This window comes from Curtobacterium sp. MCJR17_055, from assembly GCF_003224335.1.
Classification (GTDB): domain Bacteria; phylum Actinomycetota; class Actinomycetes; order Actinomycetales; family Microbacteriaceae; genus Curtobacterium.
Genome location: NZ_QKLF01000004.1, coordinates 312,598 through 329,860, shown reverse-complemented (window position 1 = coordinate 329,860; position 17,263 = coordinate 312,598). Strand labels below are relative to the sequence as shown.

The following is a 17,263-nucleotide window of genomic DNA, read 5'->3' as shown; positions in this document are numbered from 1 at the left end:
CGCGAGGGCACCGTCGCTCGGGCCGTCGTAGGGGGTCACAGCGCGGCCACCACGCGGGCGAGCAGGTCCGCGATCACGGGCTCGGCCTGCTTGCCCGCCTCGAGCACCTCGGTGTGCGACAGCGGGGTCTTCTGGATGCCCGCGGCGAGGTTGGTGATGAGCGAGAAGCCGAGGACCTCCATGCCGGCCTGCCGGGCGGCGATGGCCTCGAGTGCGGTGGACATCCCGACGACGTGGCCGCCGATCGCCTTGGCCATCTGGACCTCGGCCGGGGTCTCGTAGTGCGGCCCGCGGAACTGCGTGTAGACGCCCTCGTCGAGGGACGGGTCGACCGACTTCGCCACCGCGCGGAGACGGGCCGAGTACAGGTCCGTCAGGTCGATGAACGTCGCGCCCTCGAGCGGGCTGTCGGCGGTGAGGTTGATGTGGTCGCTGATGAGGACCGGCGTGCCGGGCGTCCAGGTCTCCTTGATGCCACCGGCGCCGTTCGTGAGCACCATGACCGAGGCACCCGTCGCGGCGGCGGTGCGGACGCTGTGCACGACCCGACGGACGCCGTGGCCCTCGTAGTAGTGCGTGCGGGCGCCGATGACGAGCGCGTGCCGGCCGTCGGCGAGCCGGATGGAGCGGACGGTGCCGGAGTGTCCGGGCACGGCCGAGGTGCTGAAGCCGGGGACGTCCGCCGCGGGGATCTCGGACACGGTCTCCCCGAGGAGGTCTGCGGCCTTCCCCCAGCCGGAGCCGAGCGTCAGGGCGACGTCGTGCCGCTCGATGCCGGACCGGGACGCGATGACGGCTGCGGCGTCACGCGCCACGTCGAAGGGGTCCACGGCGGGGTCGTTCAGGGGGTTGTCGGTGCTGACCATGCGCCGATCGTACCGGCCCGACCCCTACCCGAGCGCCCTGTCCACAGCCGCCGTGATCTCGCTCTGGTCGAAGTGGTTCCGGATCACGATGACCTCGGCGTACGTCGTCCCGATGGTCTCGACGAACTCCTGGCTCGTCAGGATGACGTTGGCGTCGTCGGCGACCTGCCGCACGGACGCGACGTCCGCCGCGACCACCTCGGCCGTCAGTCCGAGCGAGGCGAGCGCCTTCTCCGCGTTGACCTTGAGGATGGCGCTCGCGCCGATGCCGGCACCGCAGATGGTCACGATCTTCATGCCGTCGTCACTCCCATGATGGCCCGGACCTCGCCGGCCGTGGCGGCGGCAGCGAGCCGTCCGGTGACCGAGGGGTCGTTGAACAGGTTGGCGATCGCGCCGATCGACTCGAGGTGTGTGCCGACCTCCGCGACGGCGAGCCCGAGCACGACCGACACCGGGTCGTTGTGCGGGTGCCCGAACACCACCGGTGACGCCAGGGTGACGACCGCCAGGCCGTCCCGCAGGACGCTCGACCCCGGCCGGGCGTGCGCGAACGCGAGACCCGGCGAGATGACGATGTACGGCCCGTGCTCCTCGACCATGGCGGTCATGGCGTCGGTGTACGCCTCGGTGGTCGCTCCCGATGCGACGAGGGCGCCGCCGACCGCCCGCAGCGCGTCCCGCCACGAGGACGCGGACGCCCCGAGCACGACGGCCGGGTCCGGCAGCGGCGGTAGCCCCATCGGATCAGGCCTCCGCGTACCCGGCGGTGATCGCGGCGATGATCTCCTCGCGGTCCTCGAGCGGCAGGAACGACCCGAGCGCCGCGTTGATCTGGAACGCGGCGAGGTCGTCGAGGTCGTAGCCGAACGTGCCGGCGAGCAGCGCCAGCTCCTTCGACAGCGAGGTGTTGCTCATCAGGCGGTTGTCGGTGTTCACCGTGACGCGGAAGCCGAGCTGGTACAGGACGTCGATCGGGTGGTCGGCCAGGTCGTCGCCCCACGCGGCGACCGCACCGGTCTGCAGGTTCGACGACGGGGAGACCTCGAGCGGGATCTCGCGGTCCCGCACCCAGGATGCGACCTCGCCGAGCGTGGCGAGCATGGACCCGTCACCGCCGTCGGTCAGGGTGACGTCCTCGAACACGCGCACGCCGTGCCCGAGGCGGAGGGCGCGACCGTCGACGAGCGCCGACCGGATGGAGGCGAGGCCGTCGGCCTCGCCCGCGTGCACCGTCACGGGGAAGAGCTCGGAGGCGAGGTACTCGAACGCCGCCCGGTGGTTCGAGGCCGGGAAGCCCGCCTCGGCCCCGGCGATGTCGAAGCCGACGACGCCGCGGTCACGGTGTCGCACGGCGAGTTCGGCGATCTCCATCGACCGGCCGGCGTGCCGCATCGCCGTGACGAGCTGCCCGATGCGGATGGACCCGCCGGCGGCGTCGACCGCCTCCTCGATGCCGGCCTGCACGGCCTCCACCGTCTCGTCGAGGGTGAGCCCCCGCTGCAGGTGCTGCTCGGGGGCCCAGCGGATCTCGCCGTAGACGACGCCGTCCGCGACGAGGTCCTCGACGAACTCGCGGGCGACGCGGGTGAGCCCGGCGGCGGTCTGCATGACGGCGGTGGTCACGTCGAAGGTCTTCAGGTACTCGACCAGGGAGCCCGAGTTCGACTGGTCAGCGAACCAGGTGGCGAGTTCGGCCGGGTCCGTGGTCGGGAGGTCGACCCCGTCGGTCGCCGCGAGCTCGATGACGGTCGCCGGACGGAGTCCGCCGTCCAGGTGGTCGTGCAGCGAGACCTTCGGCAGGTCGTTGATGACCGCTCCGGCGTCGGGCAGGCGGTAGGTCGTGGCGGCGTCGCTCATGCGTCCAAGGCTACCGGTCGCGGACGCGCCACCGCAGTCGCGGACCCACGGGACCGTGGACGACGGACCACCGCGTCCCCACGGTGGACGAGACGGACGGGAGGCCCACCACAGCACGTGTGGCGGGCCTCCCGTCCGGCTGCTGGTCGCGTCGCTACTGGATCCGCTCGCGGACGATCGGACCACGCTCCGGCGCGGAGTCCCCGATCGACCAGGCGCCCTCGAGCGACTCGAGCGCGCGCTCGAACCGCGCGGGCTCGTCGGTGTGCAGCGTCCACAGGGGCTGGCCGGCCGTGACGGTTTCACCCGGCTTGACGTGCAGCTCGATGCCGGCACCGGCCTGCACCGGGTCCTGTGCGCGGGCACGACCGGCACCGAGGCGCCAGGCCGCGATGCCGAAGGGCAGGGCCTCCTGCGTGGCGAGGACACCGGACTCGGTCGCGGTGACGACGTGGGTCTCCGCGGCGACCGGCAGCGCGGCCGAGGCGTCGCCGCCCTGGGCCTCGATCATCCGGCGCCACGTGTCCATCGCCCGGCCGTCGGCCAGTGCCGCCGCGGGGTCGGCGTCGGGCTGCCCCGCCAGACGCAGCATCTCGGCCGCCAGCGCGACCGTGAGCTCGACGACGTCCGCAGGGCCGCCACCGGCGAGGACCTCGACGGACTCGCGGACCTCGAGGGCGTTGCCGATCGTCAGGCCGAGCGGGACCTCCATGTCGGTGAGGAGCGCCGAGGTGGCGACGCCCGCGTCCTTGCCGAGGTCGACCATCGTCTGTGCGAGGAGCTTCGACTGCTCGAAGTCCTCCATGAAGGCGCCGGAGCCGAACTTCACGTCGAGGACGAGCGCCGCGGTGCCCTCGGCGATCTTCTTCGACATGATGCTCGACGCGATGAGCGGGATGCACTCGACCGTGCCGGTGATGTCCCGCAGGGCGTAGAGCTTCTTGTCGGCCGGGGCCAGGCCCGAGCCGGCGGCGCAGATGACGGCGCCGACCTGGTCGAGGATCTCCGTCATGCGCTCGTTCGAGATCGCGGCCTGCCAGCCCGGGATCGACTCGAGCTTGTCGAGGGTGCCGCCGGTGTGGCCGAGGCCGCGCCCGGACAGCTGCGGGACCGCGACGCCGAACGTCGCGACGAGGGGCGCTAGCGGCAGCGTGATCTTGTCGCCGACGCCGCCGGTGGAGTGCTTGTCGACCGTGGTCTTGCCGAGCGAGCCGAACGACATCCGCTCCCCCGACGCGATCATCGCGAGGGTGAGGTCCTTGATCTCCCGACGCTCCATGCCGTTCAGGAAGACCGCCATCGCGAACGCGGCCATCTGCTCGTCCCCGACGTAGCCGCGCGTGTAGGCGTCGACCAACCAGTCGATCTCCGGCGTGGAGAGGGCGCCGTGCGAGCGCTTCGTGCGGATGAGGTCGACGGTGTCGAAGGGCTCGACTGCCATGGTCAGTGCTCCTGCTGGTAGGTGACGAGGGTCCGGGGGCCGAAGGCGTCCGGCAGGACCTCGTCGATGGTGCGGATGCCCGAGACGGTCTCGAGGAGCATGCCCTCGGCCGAGTGTTCGAACAGCAGTTGCCGGCAGCGGCCGCACGGCATGAGGGTGGCCCCGTCGCCGTCCACGCAGGTGAACGCGACGAGCTTGCCGCCGCCGGTCATGAAGAGCTGCGACACGAGCGAGCACTCGGCACAGAGGGTCACACCGTACGAGGCGTTCTCGACGTTGCAGCCGGACACGATCCGGCCGTCGTCGGTGAGTGCCGCAGCGCCCACCGGGAAGGACGAGTACGGCACGTAGGCGCGGCCCATCGCGGTGGTGGCGGCCTCGCGGAGCGCGTCCCAGTCGACGTCACCGTCGACGGCCGCCGCCGTGCTCCCGTCGATCCGTGCGTCCGGGTCGGCCGGGAGGGTCGTGGCCGGGTCCGTCCAGGCCGGCTCGCCGGTCACGGGGTCGGTCCCCACCCCGTCGTGTCCCGCAGCGTTCGTGTCGGTCATGTGCCGTGCCTCCCGGCTAGTTCTTGATGTACGGCTTGCCGGCGGCCGCCGGTCCCCGCGACTGCCCGACCAGACCGGCGACCGCGAAGATCGTGACGACGTAGGGCAGCATGAGCAGGAACTCGCTCGGCACCGGCGAGTTGATGGCGCCGAGGGTGTTCTGCAGGTTCGAGGCGAACCCGAACAGGAGCGCCGCGAGCGTGGCCCGGATCGGGTCCCACCGCCCGAAGATGACGGCGGCCAGGGCGATGTAGCCCGCACCGTCCGTCATGTCCTTCGTGAACGGTCCGACCGCGTCGAGTGTGAAGTACGCACCACCCAGGCCGGCGATCGCACCGGCGATCGAGACGTTCCAGAACCGCGTCCCGGTGACGTTGATGCCGACCGTGTCCGCCGCTTCCGGGTGCTCCCCGACCGCGCGGAGCCGCAGACCCCAGCGCGTCTTGAACAGGGCGAACGTCACGACGGCGACCGCGATGTACGCCAGGTACACGATGACGGTCTGCTCGAACAGCACCGGGCCGATCACCGGGATCTGGTGCAGGACGGGGATCTCGAAGCGCGGGAAGGTGACACCGACGTTCAGGCGCTCCTCGTCCGGCGACAGCACCTGCGAGTACAGGAAGCCGGTGAGCCCGGAGATGAACGCGTTGATGACGACGCCGACGATGACCTGGTCGACGAGGTACTTGATGCTGAACGCCGCGAGGACGAACGACACGAGCACACCGGCGACGAGGGCGCCGACGAGACCGACCCACGCGGACCCGGTCAGCGACGCGATGAGCGCCGAGGTGAAGGCACCGGCGAGGAACTGCCCCTCGATGGCGATGTTGACGACACCGACCCGCTCGGAGATCACACCGCCGAGCGCACCGAACACGAGCGGGACGCTCAGGCCGATCGCACCGACGAGCAGACCGGGCAGCGGGACCGTCTTGTCCGCGGCCGCCCACGTGAGGAAGCCGATGACGAACACGACGGCGAACACGCTCGTCAGCCACAGCGGCACCGGACGGTACCGGCCGACCAGGACGAACGAGACGGCCGTGAGGAGCGACAGGACCACGACGACGACGACGCCGGTCGCGAGCGCGGGCAAGCCGACGTCCGGCAGCTGGACGAAGTCGCCGGCGTTGGCGAGCCGGAACGTGGTCGTGCCACCCCGGCCGACGCCGAGGAACAGCACGGCGGCGAGCACCGAGAAGACGACGAAGGCGACGGGCGCCTTCCAGCTCCTCGTGGTCTCGACGGGGCGGTCCGGGACGGGTGACGCCGGGACGGCGGTGGGGCTGAGGGTGCTCACGCGGCGACCGCCTTCCGCTTGGTGCTCTGCTTGGTGCGACGACGGGCGCCGGGCTGCGGGATCCGGAAGATCGCGCGCACGAGCGGCGGGGCCGCGATGAACAGGACGATGAGGGCCTGGATGACGTCGACGATGTCGATCGGGATCCCGTTGGCGGCCTGCATGGCGTAGCCGCCGTTCTTCAGCACGCCGAACAGGATCGCCGCCCAGAAGGTCCCCCAGGGCTTCGAACGCCCGAGGAGCGCGACCGTGATCGCGTCGAACCCGATGCCGGCGTCGATGCCCGACGTGAACCCGGTCGTGACCGCGCCCTCGACCTGGTAGGCGCCGGCGATGCCGATCAGTCCACCGGAGATCACGAGCACCCAGATGGTCAGGCTCGGCACGCTCATGCCGGCGACGCGAGCGGCCCGCGGGTTCTCGCCGATGGTCCGGAAGCGGAATCCGAGCGAGGACTTGTTGAGCAGCCACCAGACGACGACGACCGCGATGACCGCGACGACGAAGCCGACGTTGATGCCGAAGCGCGGTCCGAACAGCGCCGGGAGCAGCGCACTGTCCTTGGTCGCCGGGGAGATCGGGTTCGGGCTCCCACCGGCCTGCAGCAGCCCGGGGGTCCGGAGCATGAAGGAGAGCAGGTAGAGGGCGACGTAGTTCAGCATGATCGTCAGGACGACCTCGTTGGCACCGGTCCGGGCCTTGATGACGCCGACGAGCCCGGCCCAGACCGCGCCGCCGACGATGCCGGCGAGGATCGTCAGCGGGATGTGCACCGCTGCCGGCAGGTCGAACGAGAACCCGACCCAGCCAGCTGCCGCGGCGGCGATGAGGACCTGCCCCTGGCCGCCGATGTTGAACAGGCCCGCGCGGAAGGCCACGGCGACGCCGAGGCCGGCGACGACGAGCGGCACCGCGTAGTCGACGGAGCGGGTGATCGGCGTGATCGCGCTCGCGAACGAGGGGGCGCCGAAGTTGACGACGGAACCCTGGAACAGCGACGAGTACGAGCCGCCGACCGCGGTGCCGACGGCGCGCAGCATGTCGGTCGGTCGGGCGAAGAAGTACCCGGCCGCGGCCTGGACGTCCTTGTCGGTCAGCGCGATGAGGACACCGCTCGCGACGAGGGCGAGGACGACCGCGAGCACGGTGGTGAGGACGGAGCCGTTGACGATGCTGCGCATCGCATCGCTCCAGCGTCCGTCGCCGCCCTCACGGCGCTCGCTGTCGGCTGCCGAGTCGGTCATCAGGTGCGGCGGTCCGGCCACCTCCTGCAGGCGGTCGTCGACCGCCGGTGTGGCGTCGGACCCGGCCGGGAGGCCCGTGGTCTCGTCGACGGGGGTCGAGCTGCGGTCCGACGGCGGGGTGGCGCCGCCGTGCTCCGGCGTGGTGTCGCTCACGCGGCGAGCTCCGTTCCTGCGGGCAGTTCGCCCGCCATCATGAGTCCGAGGACGTCGCGGGGTGTGGACGCCGGGACGATGCCGACGATCGTGCCGCGGTACATCACGGCGATCCGGTCGGCGAGCGCGACGACCTCGTCGAGCTCGGTGGAGACGACGATCACCGGGACGCCGCTGTCGCGGGTCTCGACGATGCGCTTGTGCACGAACTCGATCGACCCGACGTCGATGCCGCGCGTGGGCTGTGCGGCGACGAAGAGCCGCAGGGGCCGGCTCAGTTCGCGGGCGAGGACGATCTTCTGCTGGTTGCCGCCGGAGAGCCGACCGGCTGCCGTGGTGCGTCCGGGCGTGCGGATGTCGAACTCGGCGATCTTCTCGTCGGCGAACGTGTCCCGCTCGGCGGCGCGGATGGTGCCGGCACGGACGAACTCGGTGGCGTCGGCACGGTCGAGCATGAGGTTCTCGGCGATGGTGAACTCCCCGACCAGCCCGTCCTCCTTGCGGTCCTCGGGCACGAAGCCGACGCCGGCGTCGAGGATCTGCTTGACGCTGCGGCCGGTGACCTCGCGCCCGTCGAGCGTGATGCGGCCGGAGCGGACGGGCTCGAGGCCCATGATCGCCTCGGTGAGCTCGGTCTGCCCGTTGCCCTGCACGCCGGCGATGGCGAGCACCTCGCCACGACGGACCGTGAAGGACACGTCGTCGACGAGCACGATGCCGTCTGCGTCGGTGACCGTCAGGTCCTCGACGACGAGCGCGGCCTCCCCCGGGGCGGCCGGGGCCTTGTCCACGACGAGTTCGACGCTGCGGCCGACCATGAGCGCCGCGAGCTCGCTGTTCGACGCCGTCGGGGACGCCTCGCCGACGACCTTGCCGAGGCGGATGACGGTGATGCGGTCGGCGACCTCGCGGACCTCACGGAGCTTGTGCGTGATGAAGACGATGGCGGTGCCGGCTTCGCGGAGCTGGCGCATGATGCCCATCAGCTCGTCGGTCTCCTGCGGGGTGAGGACGGCCGTCGGCTCGTCGAACACCAGGACCGAGGCGTCACGGGACAGCGCCTTGATGATCTCGACGCGCTGCTGCACACCGACCGGCAGGTCGCCGACCCGTGCGTCGGGATCGACGTCGAACCCGAACCGGGCGGAGATCTCCCGCACGCGCTTCCGGGCGCCGGCGAGGTCGAGACGCCCGCCGAACGACGTCTCCTCCTGCCCGAGCATGACGTTCTCGGCCACGGTGAAGACCGGCACGAGCATGAAGTGCTGGTGCACCATGCCGATGCCGGAGCGCATGGCGTCGCCCGGCCCGTCGAAGTGCTGGACGACGTCGTCGAGCAGGATCTCGCCCTCGTCGGCCTGGTACATGCCGTAGAGGACGTTCATGAGGGTCGACTTGCCCGCACCGTTCTCGCCGAGGAGACAGTGCACCTCGCCCGGTTCGACGGTGATCGAGATGTGGTCGTTGGCGACCAGGGTGCCGAACCGCTTCGTGATGCCGCGGAGTTCGAGCTTCATGTCGGTGAGTCTATTTCTGTCTCGGGTGCGCGACGGTCCCCGTGCGCGCGAGAACGCGGGCGGAGGAGTGTTCCCCCGCCCGCGTTCGACGGACTACTTGACGGTGGCCTCGGTCTCGACCTTGATCGAACCGTCGATGATGCCGGCCTTGATCTCGTCGAGCTCACCCTGCAGACCCGAGTCGACCTTGGACTCGTAGTCGTGGAACGGCGCGATGCCGACGCCGTCGTTCTCGAGCGTGCCGACGTACGGGGTCTTCGCGAAGTCGCCCTTGGCGGCCTGCTCGACGACGTCCTTGACAGCGGGCTTCATGCCCTTCTCGATCGAGGTGAAGGCGATGTCCTTGTAGCGGGGGTCGGCCTCGTAGAGGTCGCTGTCCGCGCCGATCAGGACGGAGCCGTTGTCGGCGTCCTTGATGGCCTCGGCGGCGCTCTGGTAGATCGGGCCACCGACCGGCAGGATCACGTCGGCGTCCTGGTCGAGCAGCGACTGCGCGACCGACTTCGCCTGGGTGCCGGCCTCGAAGCCACCGGTGAAGGAGCCCTTCTGGCTCGCGACGTCCCAGCCGACGACCTTGACGTCCTTCTTCTTCTGCTCGTTGTAGTACTCGACGCCGTCCGCGAAGCCGTCCATGAAGATGGTGACGGTCGGGATCTGCATGCCACCGAAGGTGCCGACGACGCCGGACTTCGAGTAGGACGCGGCCGCGTAGCCGGCCAGGAAGGCCGCCTGCGAGGTGTCGAAGGTGATCGGCTTGACGTTCTCGGCGTCGATCGAGTTGTCGTCGATGATCGCGAAGTCGGTGTCCGGGTTCGCCGCGGCCTGCTTCTTCGTCGAGGCGGCGAGGTTGAACCCGACCGTGATGACGAGGTTGCAGTTCTGGCTGACGAGCTGCTGGATGTTCGAGTCGTAGACGGTCGCGTCCTTGGACTCGGCCTTCTTGGTCTGGGCGCCGAGGTCGTCAGCGGCCGACATCATGCCCTCGTAGCCGAGCTGGTTGAACGACTTGTCGTCGAACCCACCGGCGTCGGACACCATGCAGGGCAGGAAGTCGGACTTCTTGGACGAGGTGGACTCGGACGGGGCGGACGCACAGCCGGCGAGCACGGCGACGGTGCCGACGAGCGCGAGGCCGCTCATGGCGATGCGACGGGAACGAGATGACACGGGGGGTTCCTCCGGGGAGATCGGGAGTCGGCCCGGAGTCACTGCGCACCGGGCGATCGTGAGGACAGTACACGACCGGCCGGGCGGTGCAGGACCCCTCTGGACGCCCTCCCGCATCGGTTACGTGATCGCGACCGCGCTGTAACGCGCCGGAAACGCTGCGCGTGGGTCGTGGCCCCAGTTCGAGGGGTTTCGTGATGGAGCGCTACAGACGGGCTGCGGCCTGGAAGATCGCGCGGGCTCCCGTCGCTTCCGCCGAGCCGCTCGTCAGAGCACGTCGTCCCGCCCGCTGATCTTCAGCGCGTCCACCACGCCCTTGACCCGCTGCGCGTTCGCACTCGTGGTCACGAGCAACGCGTCCGGTGTGTCGACGACGACGATGTCCTCGACGCCGATCAGCGAGATGAGCCGGTTGCTCTGCGACACGACGATGCCGCTCGCGGAGTCGGCCAGGATGCGGGCGTTGTCGCCGAGCACCGCGAGGTTGTTCTTCCGCCCGCCCGACTGGAGCTTGGCGAGCGAGGCGAAGTCGCCCACGTCGTCCCAGTCGAAGTCGCCCGGCACGACCGCCATCCGCCCTGCGGCGGCTGCGGGCTCCGCGACGGTGTAGTCGATCGCGATCTTCTTCAGCCCCGGCCAGATCCGGTCGACGACGACACCGCGGGCCGGGGTGTCCCAGGCGGCCGCGAGTTCCTCGATGCCCGCCAGCAGCTCCGGCTCGGTGCGTCCGATCTCGGCGAGCAGCACGTCGGCGCGGGCGATGAACATGCCGGCGTTCCACAGGTACGAGCCGTTCCGCAGGTACGCCTCCGCGGTCCCGAGGTCGGGCTTCTCGACGAAGGACCGGACGGCGTGTGCGGTCGGTGCACCGTCGGCGCCGAGGGCGTCGTCGGCGGCGTGGATGTACCCGAAGCCGATCGCGGGCTCGGAGGGCGTGATGCCGATCGTGGTGATGTACCCGGCCCGGGCGGCCGCGACGGCCTCGCGCACGGACCGGCGGAACCCGCGGGCGTCACCGATGACGTGGTCGGCGGCGAAGGAGCCGATCACGACGTCCGGCTCACGACGGTGCAGGATCGCCGCGGCGAGGCCGATCGCTGCGGTGGAGTCCTTCGGTTCGCTCTCGAGCACGACGTTGTGGTCCGGGACGCCGGGGAGCTGGGACTCGACGGCGGCACGGTGTGCCCGCCCGGTGACGACCATGATCCGGTCCGGTCCCGCGAGCGGCGCCAGGCGGTCCCAGGTCTGTCGCAGCAGCGAGGAACCGGAACCGGTCAGGTCGTGCAGGAACTTGGGGGCGTCGGCGCGCGAGAGCGGCCACAGGCGGGAGCCGATGCCGCCGGCCGGGATGATCGCGTAGAAGTCGTCGAGTGCGTCCGTCACGCGCCCACCGTACCGGCGGCCCGGGGAAGCAGCTGCGTGCGACCTGGACGTGTCGTGGACGGCTGCCCTGGACGACGCACGGTCTGTTCACCCCTCGCGTGCGCCGCGTTCACGTCGCACCCCCCGCTCGTCCACGCGCCGCCCGGAACATGGGCCGTGCCATGAACGCACGCAGCGTGGAGCGAGGCACCGAGTCCCCCCGGACCGTGGCCGTCGTGACCGAGAGCTTCCTGCCCACCCTCAACGGCGTCACCACGAGCGTCCTCGCGGTGCTCGAACACCTCCGCCGACGCGGCCACCGAGCGGTGGTCATCGCCCCGGACACCCCGGGTCCCGCTGCCTGGCGGTCACGGTCGGAACAGGAGCGGCACCTCGGGTTCGACGTCCACCGCATCCCCGCGGTCGCGTACCGGCAGTTCCCCGTCGCACTCCCGCACCCGGTCCTCGACACCATCCTCGCCGCCTCCGGCGCCGACGTGCTCCACGCAGCCAGCCCCTTCCTGCTGGGGGGCCGCGCGATCACGGCGGCCGGGAGGCTCGGCATCCCCTCCGTCGCCGTCTTCCAGACCGACGTGGCCGGGTTCGCCCGCCGCAACGGCCTCTCCGCGGCCGCCCCGCTGGTCCGCCGGGTCCTCGGGCGGATCCACGCCGGCGCCTCGCTGACGCTCGCGCCGTCCTCCGCGACCGCGGCGATGCTCGCCGAGGAGGGCGTGCCGCGGGTCGCCCGATGGGGCCGGGGCGTCGACACGGCGCTGTTCCACCCCGCTCGCCGGACGTCTGCCCACGTCCGCGCGATGCGCCGCCGCATCGCGCCGCGCGGCGAGACCATCGTGGGCTACGTGGGACGGCTGGCACCGGAGAAGGAGGTCGAGCGGCTCGCCGAACTCGGCGGCATGCCGGGCATCCGGGTCGTGGTCGCAGGAGGGGGACCCTCCCGGCCGTTCCTCGAGCGTCGACTCCGTCACCTGGACGTGACGTTCACCGGACCGCTGCGCGGTGCCGACCTGGCCGACGCCTACGCGATGCTCGACGTCTTCGTGCACACGGGTGCGGCGGAGACGTTCGGGCAGACACTGCAGGAGGCCCACGCGGCCGGCCTGCCGGTCGTCGCCCCGGCCTCCGGCGGACCGCTCGACCTCGTCGCCCCGGGACTCGACGGCGAGCTCTACGACCCGGATGCCCCGCTGGCCCTGCGCGCCGCGGTCGCCCGGCTCCACGCCGACCGGACGCTGGCCGAGCGGATGGGGTGCGCCGGCCGCCTCCGCGTCGAGGGCACCACGTGGGAGGCGGTCGGCGACGAACTGCTCGCGCACCACGAGACGGCCCGCACGATCGGCGCTCCCCCGGCCCCCACGCGCACCGCCCGGACGGGGTGGAACGAGAAGGTCGGTGCTCGGACGTAGGATGGAGGTGTTCCACACGAACACGACGGCAACGGCGCGCCGATCGGTGCGCCGGCCCTACGGGAAGGCGAGCTCATGGCCGAGCAGACCGCAGGCGGGACGGCGACAGCCGTACCGCAGGTGACCATCGACGGTACGTCGATCGACGCACCTCGGACGCGTGTCCCGCAGGGAACGCTGTACCGCGGGAGCATCGGGATGTGGTCCTGGGTCCTGCACCGGATCACCGGCGTCGCGATCTACTTCTTCCTGCTCGTGCACATCCTCGACACGGCACTGGTCCGGCTCTCCCCCGAGGCGTACAACGCCGTGATCGGCACGTACAAGACACCGCTGATGAACCTCGGCGAGATCGCCCTCGTCGGCGCCATCGTGTTCCACGCGTTCAACGGGCTGCGGATCATCCTCATCGACTTCTGGTCGAAGGGTCCGAAGTACCAGCGGGCCATGTTCTGGGTCGTCCTCGTGCTCTGGGCCGTGGCGATCGCGGGCTTCCTGCCGCGCCAGCTCATGAACCTCGTCGCCGACTTCAACTGAGGGCTCCGTCATGACCACCGAGACCATCGCTCCGCCCCGCAGCGCCGACGCTGCCCGCCGCACCACCAACTGGGAGAAGTGGGGCTGGATCTACATGCGCGCGTCGGGCGTGCTGCTCGTCGTGCTCATCTTCGGTCACCTCTTCGTCAACATGGTCGCCGGCGAGGGCGTCAAGCAGATCGACTTCGCCTTCGTCGCCGGCAAGTGGGCGAGCCCGTTCTGGCGGGTCTGGGACACCGCGATGCTCTGGCTCGCGCTCGTCCACGGGTCGAACGGCATGCGGACGATCATCAACGACTACGTGGCCAAGCCCGGCGTCCGCAAGACCCTGCTCGGCGCGGTGCTCCTCGCCTGCGTGCTCCTGATCGTCCTCGGCACGCTCGTGTGCTGGACCTTCGACCCGTGCCCCGCCGGCGCCGCCGCCGCGGACCTGCCGTCGTTCTGCCCCGCGCAGTAGCGACGCCTCGCGCACGACGTCCCGCACGCTCCACCTCCTGATCGAAAGACCCCTGTGACCGACATCACCGTCCACCACCACCAGTACGACATCGTCATCATCGGCGCGGGAGGCGCCGGCATGCGAGCCGCCATCGAGGCCGGGCCGAAGGCGAAGACCGCGGTCATCTCGAAGCTCTACCCGACGCGCTCCCACACGGGCGCGGCGCAGGGCGGCATGGCGGCAGCGCTCGCGAACGTCGAAGAGGACTCGTGGGAGTGGCACACCTTCGACACGATCAAGGGCGGCGACTACCTGGTGGACCAGGACGCTGCCGAGATCCTGGCGAAGGAGGCGATCGACGCGGTCATCGACCTCGAGAACATGGGTCTGCCGTTCAACCGCACGCCCGAGGGCAAGATCGACCAGCGCCGCTTCGGCGGTCACACGCGTGACCACGGCAAGGCACCGGTGCGCCGCGCCTGCTACGCGGCCGACCGCACGGGCCACATGATCCTGCAGACGCTCTTCCAGAACTGCGTGAAGCTCGGTGTCGAGTTCCACAACGAGTTCTACGCGCTCGACCTCATCATGGTCGACGTCGTCGGGGACGACGGGGTCACGCGCAAGCAGCCCGCCGGCGTCGTCGCCTTCGAGCTCTCGACGGGCGAGCTGCACGTGTTCCACGCGAAGGCGATGATCTTCGCGACCGGCGGCTTCGGCAAGATGTTCAAGACCACGTCGAACGCGCACACGCTGACCGGCGACGGCGTCGGCATCGTGTGGCGCACCGGCCTGCCGCTCGAGGACATGGAGTTCTTCCAGTTCCACCCGACCGGGCTGGCCGGGCTCGGCATCCTGCTCACCGAGGGCGCCCGCGGCGAGGGCGCGATCCTTCGCAACGCCTCCGGCGAGCGGTTCATGGAGCGGTACGCCCCGACGATCAAGGACCTCGCGCCGCGTGACATCGTCGCCCGGTGCATGGTGCAGGAGGTCGCCGAGGGGCGCGGCGCCGGCCCGAACAAGGACTACGTGCTGCTCGACTGCACCCACCTGGGTGCCGAGGTGCTCGAGACGAAGCTGCCGGACATCACCGAGTTCGCCCGGACCTACCTGGGCGTCGACCCGGTCGTCGAACCCGTGCCGGTGATGCCGACGGCGCACTACGCGATGGGCGGCATCCCGACGAACGTCAAGGCCGAGGTCCTCGCCGACAACACCACGGTCGTCCCGGGCCTCTACGCCGCGGGCGAGTGCGCCTGCGTCTCGGTGCACGGGTCGAACCGTCTCGGCACGAACTCGCTGCTCGACATCAACGTGTTCGGCAAGCGCTCGGGCAACAACGCCGCCGAGTACGTGCAGACCGCCGAGTTCCTGCCGCTGCCCGAGGACCCCGCGGCGAACGTGCGCGGCATGCTCGAGCAGCTCCGGGCCTCCACCGGGACGGAACGCGTCTCCGTGCTCCGCAAGGAGCTGCAGGAGGAGATGGACAAGAACGCGCAGGTGTTCCGGACCGACGAGTCGCTCGCACGGGTCACCGAGACGATCCACACGCTCCGCAACCGGTTCATGCAGGTGTCCGTGCAGGACAAGGGCAAGCGCTTCAACACCGACCTGCTCGAGGCCGTCGAGCTCGGCTTCCTGCTCGACCTGGCCGAGGTCGTCGTGTACTCCGCCCGGAACCGCAAGGAGTCCCGCGGCGGGCACATGCGCGACGACTACCCGAAGCGCGACGACGAGAACTACATGCAGCACACCATGGCGTACCTGACGGGCGATCCGCACTCGTCACTCGCCGACGACCACATCACGCTCGACTGGAAGCCCGTCGTCATGACGCGCTACGAGCCGATGGAGAGGAAGTACTGAGATGACCGACACCCTGGTCTCCGACGCACCCCGCACCGACACCGTGCAGGACGCGCCTCCCGGATCGTTCTCCGTGACGGTGATCGTCCGCCGCTTCGACCCGGACGTGGACGACGAGCCGCGCTGGCAGGACTTCGACGTCATGATGCTGCCGACCGACCGCATCCTCGACGCGCTGCACAAGATCAAGTGGGAGCAGGACGGGTCGCTGACGTTCCGACGCTCCTGCGCGCACGGCGTCTGCGGCTCGGACGCGATGCGGATCAACGGGCGCAACCGTCTGGCGTGCAAGACCCTGATCAAGGACCTCGACATCTCGAAGCCGATCTACGTCGAGGCGATCAAGGGTCTGCCGCTCGAGAAGGACCTCATCGTGGACATGGAGCCCTTCTTCACGTCCTTCCGCGAGGTCCAGCCGTTCCTGCAGCCGAAGTCCGCACCGGAGAAGGGCAAGGAGCGCATCCAGTCCGTCGCCGACCGCGCACGGTTCGACGACACGACGAAGTGCATCCTCTGCGCCGCCTGCACGTCCTCGTGCCCGGTGTTCTGGACCGACGGGCAGTACTTCGGGCCCGCCGCGATCGTGAACGCACACCGCTTCATCTTCGACTCGCGGGACGACGCGGCCGACGTGCGCCTCGACATCCTCAACGACAAGGAGGGCGTCTGGCGCTGCCGGACGACCTTCAACTGCACCGACGCCTGCCCCCGCGGGATCCAGGTGACGAAGGCGATCTCCGAAGTCAAGCAGGCCGTGATGCGCGGCCGTGGCTAGCGGATCGACTCCGCCAGGAACGTCATGGGCGGGCGCGCTAGGCTCCCGCTCATGACGTTCGCGGACACTCGGCCCATCCTCGATCAGCTCGGCTACACGGTCCGGTACGTGCAGCTCCCCGGGGAGACCCTGCACGAGCCGCCGGTGGAGGGTGCGCTGCGGATCGTCCCCGCGGACGCCGACTCGTTCGCCATCGAGGTCGTCGACTACGGCACCGCACGACGGCTCGCCACCGCACGTGGTGAGGACGACGCGGTCGAGATGCTCCGCCGGTTCCTGAACCGCCCGTTCCCGGACGCGCGGGACATCCGCCGGTCCGACCTCGACCAGATGCGTGACCGGTCGGCGTCGACCTACCCGCAGCTGGCGCAGCAGGTCGCGGCGACCGGTGACGCCGGTCTGACGATCCAGATCCCGGCCGGCGTGCCGGTGGACCGCATCGGCGGCCCGGACGGGTACTTGCTGCACCCGATCGAGACCCCGCTCCACGCCCGGTCCCTGCCGCCGCACGCCACGGTCTCCCCCGAGGTGCACCGCTACGTGGTCGAGCGCCCGTTCCTCGTCACCGTCCGCTTCGTGCGTCCGTGGTTCGACCAGCCGGGCGGCGCACTCCGGTTCGAGATCGCCGACCCGGCGACGACGATCCGCGACCTGGTCGTCGACGGATCGCTCGCGCGGGTCCGGGTCGTCTGACCCGCTCAGCACACGACGGAGCCCTCCTGCCCGATCGGGCAGGAGGGCTCCGTCGTGTGGTGGAC

At 70.6% G+C, this 17,263-nt stretch carries 17 protein-coding genes; 6 read left to right on the top strand and 11 right to left on the bottom strand.

Features of this window, described 5'->3' with window-relative positions; genetic code table 11:
* Positions 1–35: 35 nt before the first annotated feature.
* The 11 genes from DEJ16_RS11360 to DEJ16_RS11310 all read right to left on the bottom strand — a co-directional run bounded on the left by DEJ16_RS11360 (position 36) and on the right by DEJ16_RS11310 (position 11,485).
* Entirely contained in the window at positions 36–866 is an 831-nt protein-coding gene (locus tag DEJ16_RS11360; protein WP_110824546.1) for a purine-nucleoside phosphorylase, read from the bottom strand.
* A 24-nt stretch (positions 867–890) separates the two neighbouring features.
* The gene (locus DEJ16_RS11355) at positions 891–1,163 is read right to left on the bottom strand and encodes a PTS sugar transporter subunit IIB (protein ID WP_110824547.1); all 273 of its coding nucleotides are present in this window, start codon (positions 1,161–1,163) and stop codon (positions 891–893) included.
* Positions 1,160–1,609, bottom strand: a complete 450-nt coding sequence (locus DEJ16_RS11350) for a PTS sugar transporter subunit IIA (protein ID WP_110824548.1) — start codon at positions 1,607–1,609, stop codon at positions 1,160–1,162. The genes DEJ16_RS11355 and DEJ16_RS11350 overlap by 4 nt, the downstream gene beginning before the upstream one ends.
* A 4-nt stretch (positions 1,610–1,613) precedes the next feature.
* Positions 1,614–2,726, bottom strand: a complete 1,113-nt coding sequence (locus DEJ16_RS11345) for an adenosine deaminase (RefSeq protein ID WP_110824549.1) — start codon at positions 2,724–2,726, stop codon at positions 1,614–1,616.
* A 154-nt stretch (positions 2,727–2,880) separates the two neighbouring features.
* A complete protein-coding gene (locus DEJ16_RS11340; protein WP_110824550.1) occupies positions 2,881–4,167 on the bottom strand; it encodes a thymidine phosphorylase in 1,287 nt (428 codons plus the stop codon).
* Between the two features lie 2 nt (positions 4,168–4,169).
* Positions 4,170–4,604, bottom strand: coding sequence for a cytidine deaminase (locus tag DEJ16_RS11335; RefSeq protein ID WP_258365952.1), 435 nt, complete (start codon positions 4,602–4,604; stop codon positions 4,170–4,172).
* Positions 4,605–4,731: 127 nt separating this feature from the next.
* Positions 4,732–6,021 carry an ABC transporter permease gene (locus DEJ16_RS11330; RefSeq protein ID WP_110824552.1) on the bottom strand — a complete coding sequence of 430 codons (1,290 nt, stop codon included), beginning with the start codon at positions 6,019–6,021 and terminating at the stop codon, positions 4,732–4,734.
* Positions 6,018–7,418 carry an ABC transporter permease gene (locus DEJ16_RS11325; RefSeq protein ID WP_375232110.1) on the bottom strand — a complete coding sequence of 467 codons (1,401 nt, stop codon included), beginning with the start codon at positions 7,416–7,418 and terminating at the stop codon, positions 6,018–6,020. The genes DEJ16_RS11330 and DEJ16_RS11325 overlap by 4 nt, the downstream gene beginning before the upstream one ends.
* Positions 7,415–8,935, bottom strand: coding sequence for an ABC transporter ATP-binding protein (locus DEJ16_RS11320; RefSeq protein WP_110824553.1), 1,521 nt, complete (start codon positions 8,933–8,935; stop codon positions 7,415–7,417). Before DEJ16_RS11320 ends, DEJ16_RS11325 begins: the two co-directional genes overlap by 4 nt.
* Before the next feature lie 93 nt (positions 8,936–9,028).
* On the bottom strand, positions 9,029–10,102 hold the full coding sequence (locus tag DEJ16_RS11315; RefSeq protein WP_110824554.1) for a BMP family protein: 1,074 nt from the start codon (positions 10,100–10,102) through the stop codon (positions 9,029–9,031).
* 267 nt (positions 10,103–10,369) lie between these two features.
* Positions 10,370–11,485 (bottom strand): mannose-1-phosphate guanylyltransferase, encoded by a 1,116-nt coding sequence (locus DEJ16_RS11310; protein ID WP_110824555.1) that lies wholly within the window; start codon positions 11,483–11,485, stop codon positions 10,370–10,372.
* Between the two features lie 215 nt (positions 11,486–11,700).
* Here DEJ16_RS11310 and DEJ16_RS11305 point away from each other — a divergent pair, with 215 nt between their 5' ends.
* From DEJ16_RS11305 to DEJ16_RS11280, 6 genes are all read left to right on the top strand, one after another.
* Positions 11,701–12,888, top strand: a complete 1,188-nt coding sequence (locus DEJ16_RS11305; protein ID WP_309146411.1) for a glycosyltransferase family 1 protein — start codon at positions 11,701–11,703, stop codon at positions 12,886–12,888.
* Between the two features lie 75 nt (positions 12,889–12,963).
* Entirely contained in the window at positions 12,964–13,425 is a 462-nt protein-coding gene (gene sdhC, locus DEJ16_RS11300) for a succinate dehydrogenase, cytochrome b556 subunit (RefSeq protein WP_110824557.1), read from the top strand.
* Positions 13,426–13,435: 10 nt separating this feature from the next.
* Positions 13,436–13,882 carry a succinate dehydrogenase, hydrophobic membrane anchor protein gene (sdhD, locus tag DEJ16_RS11295; RefSeq protein ID WP_110824558.1) on the top strand — a complete coding sequence of 149 codons (447 nt, stop codon included), beginning with the start codon at positions 13,436–13,438 and terminating at the stop codon, positions 13,880–13,882.
* Positions 13,883–13,936: 54 nt separating this feature from the next.
* Positions 13,937–15,730, top strand: a complete 1,794-nt coding sequence (gene sdhA / locus DEJ16_RS11290) for a succinate dehydrogenase flavoprotein subunit (protein ID WP_110824559.1) — start codon at positions 13,937–13,939, stop codon at positions 15,728–15,730.
* 1 nt (position 15,731) lies between these two features.
* On the top strand, positions 15,732–16,505 hold the full coding sequence (locus DEJ16_RS11285) for a succinate dehydrogenase iron-sulfur subunit (protein ID WP_110824560.1): 774 nt from the start codon (positions 15,732–15,734) through the stop codon (positions 16,503–16,505).
* A 51-nt stretch (positions 16,506–16,556) separates the two neighbouring features.
* Positions 16,557–17,198 (top strand): TNT domain-containing protein, encoded by a 642-nt coding sequence (locus tag DEJ16_RS11280; protein ID WP_181419565.1) that lies wholly within the window; start codon positions 16,557–16,559, stop codon positions 17,196–17,198.
* Positions 17,199–17,263 lie beyond the last annotated feature (65 nt).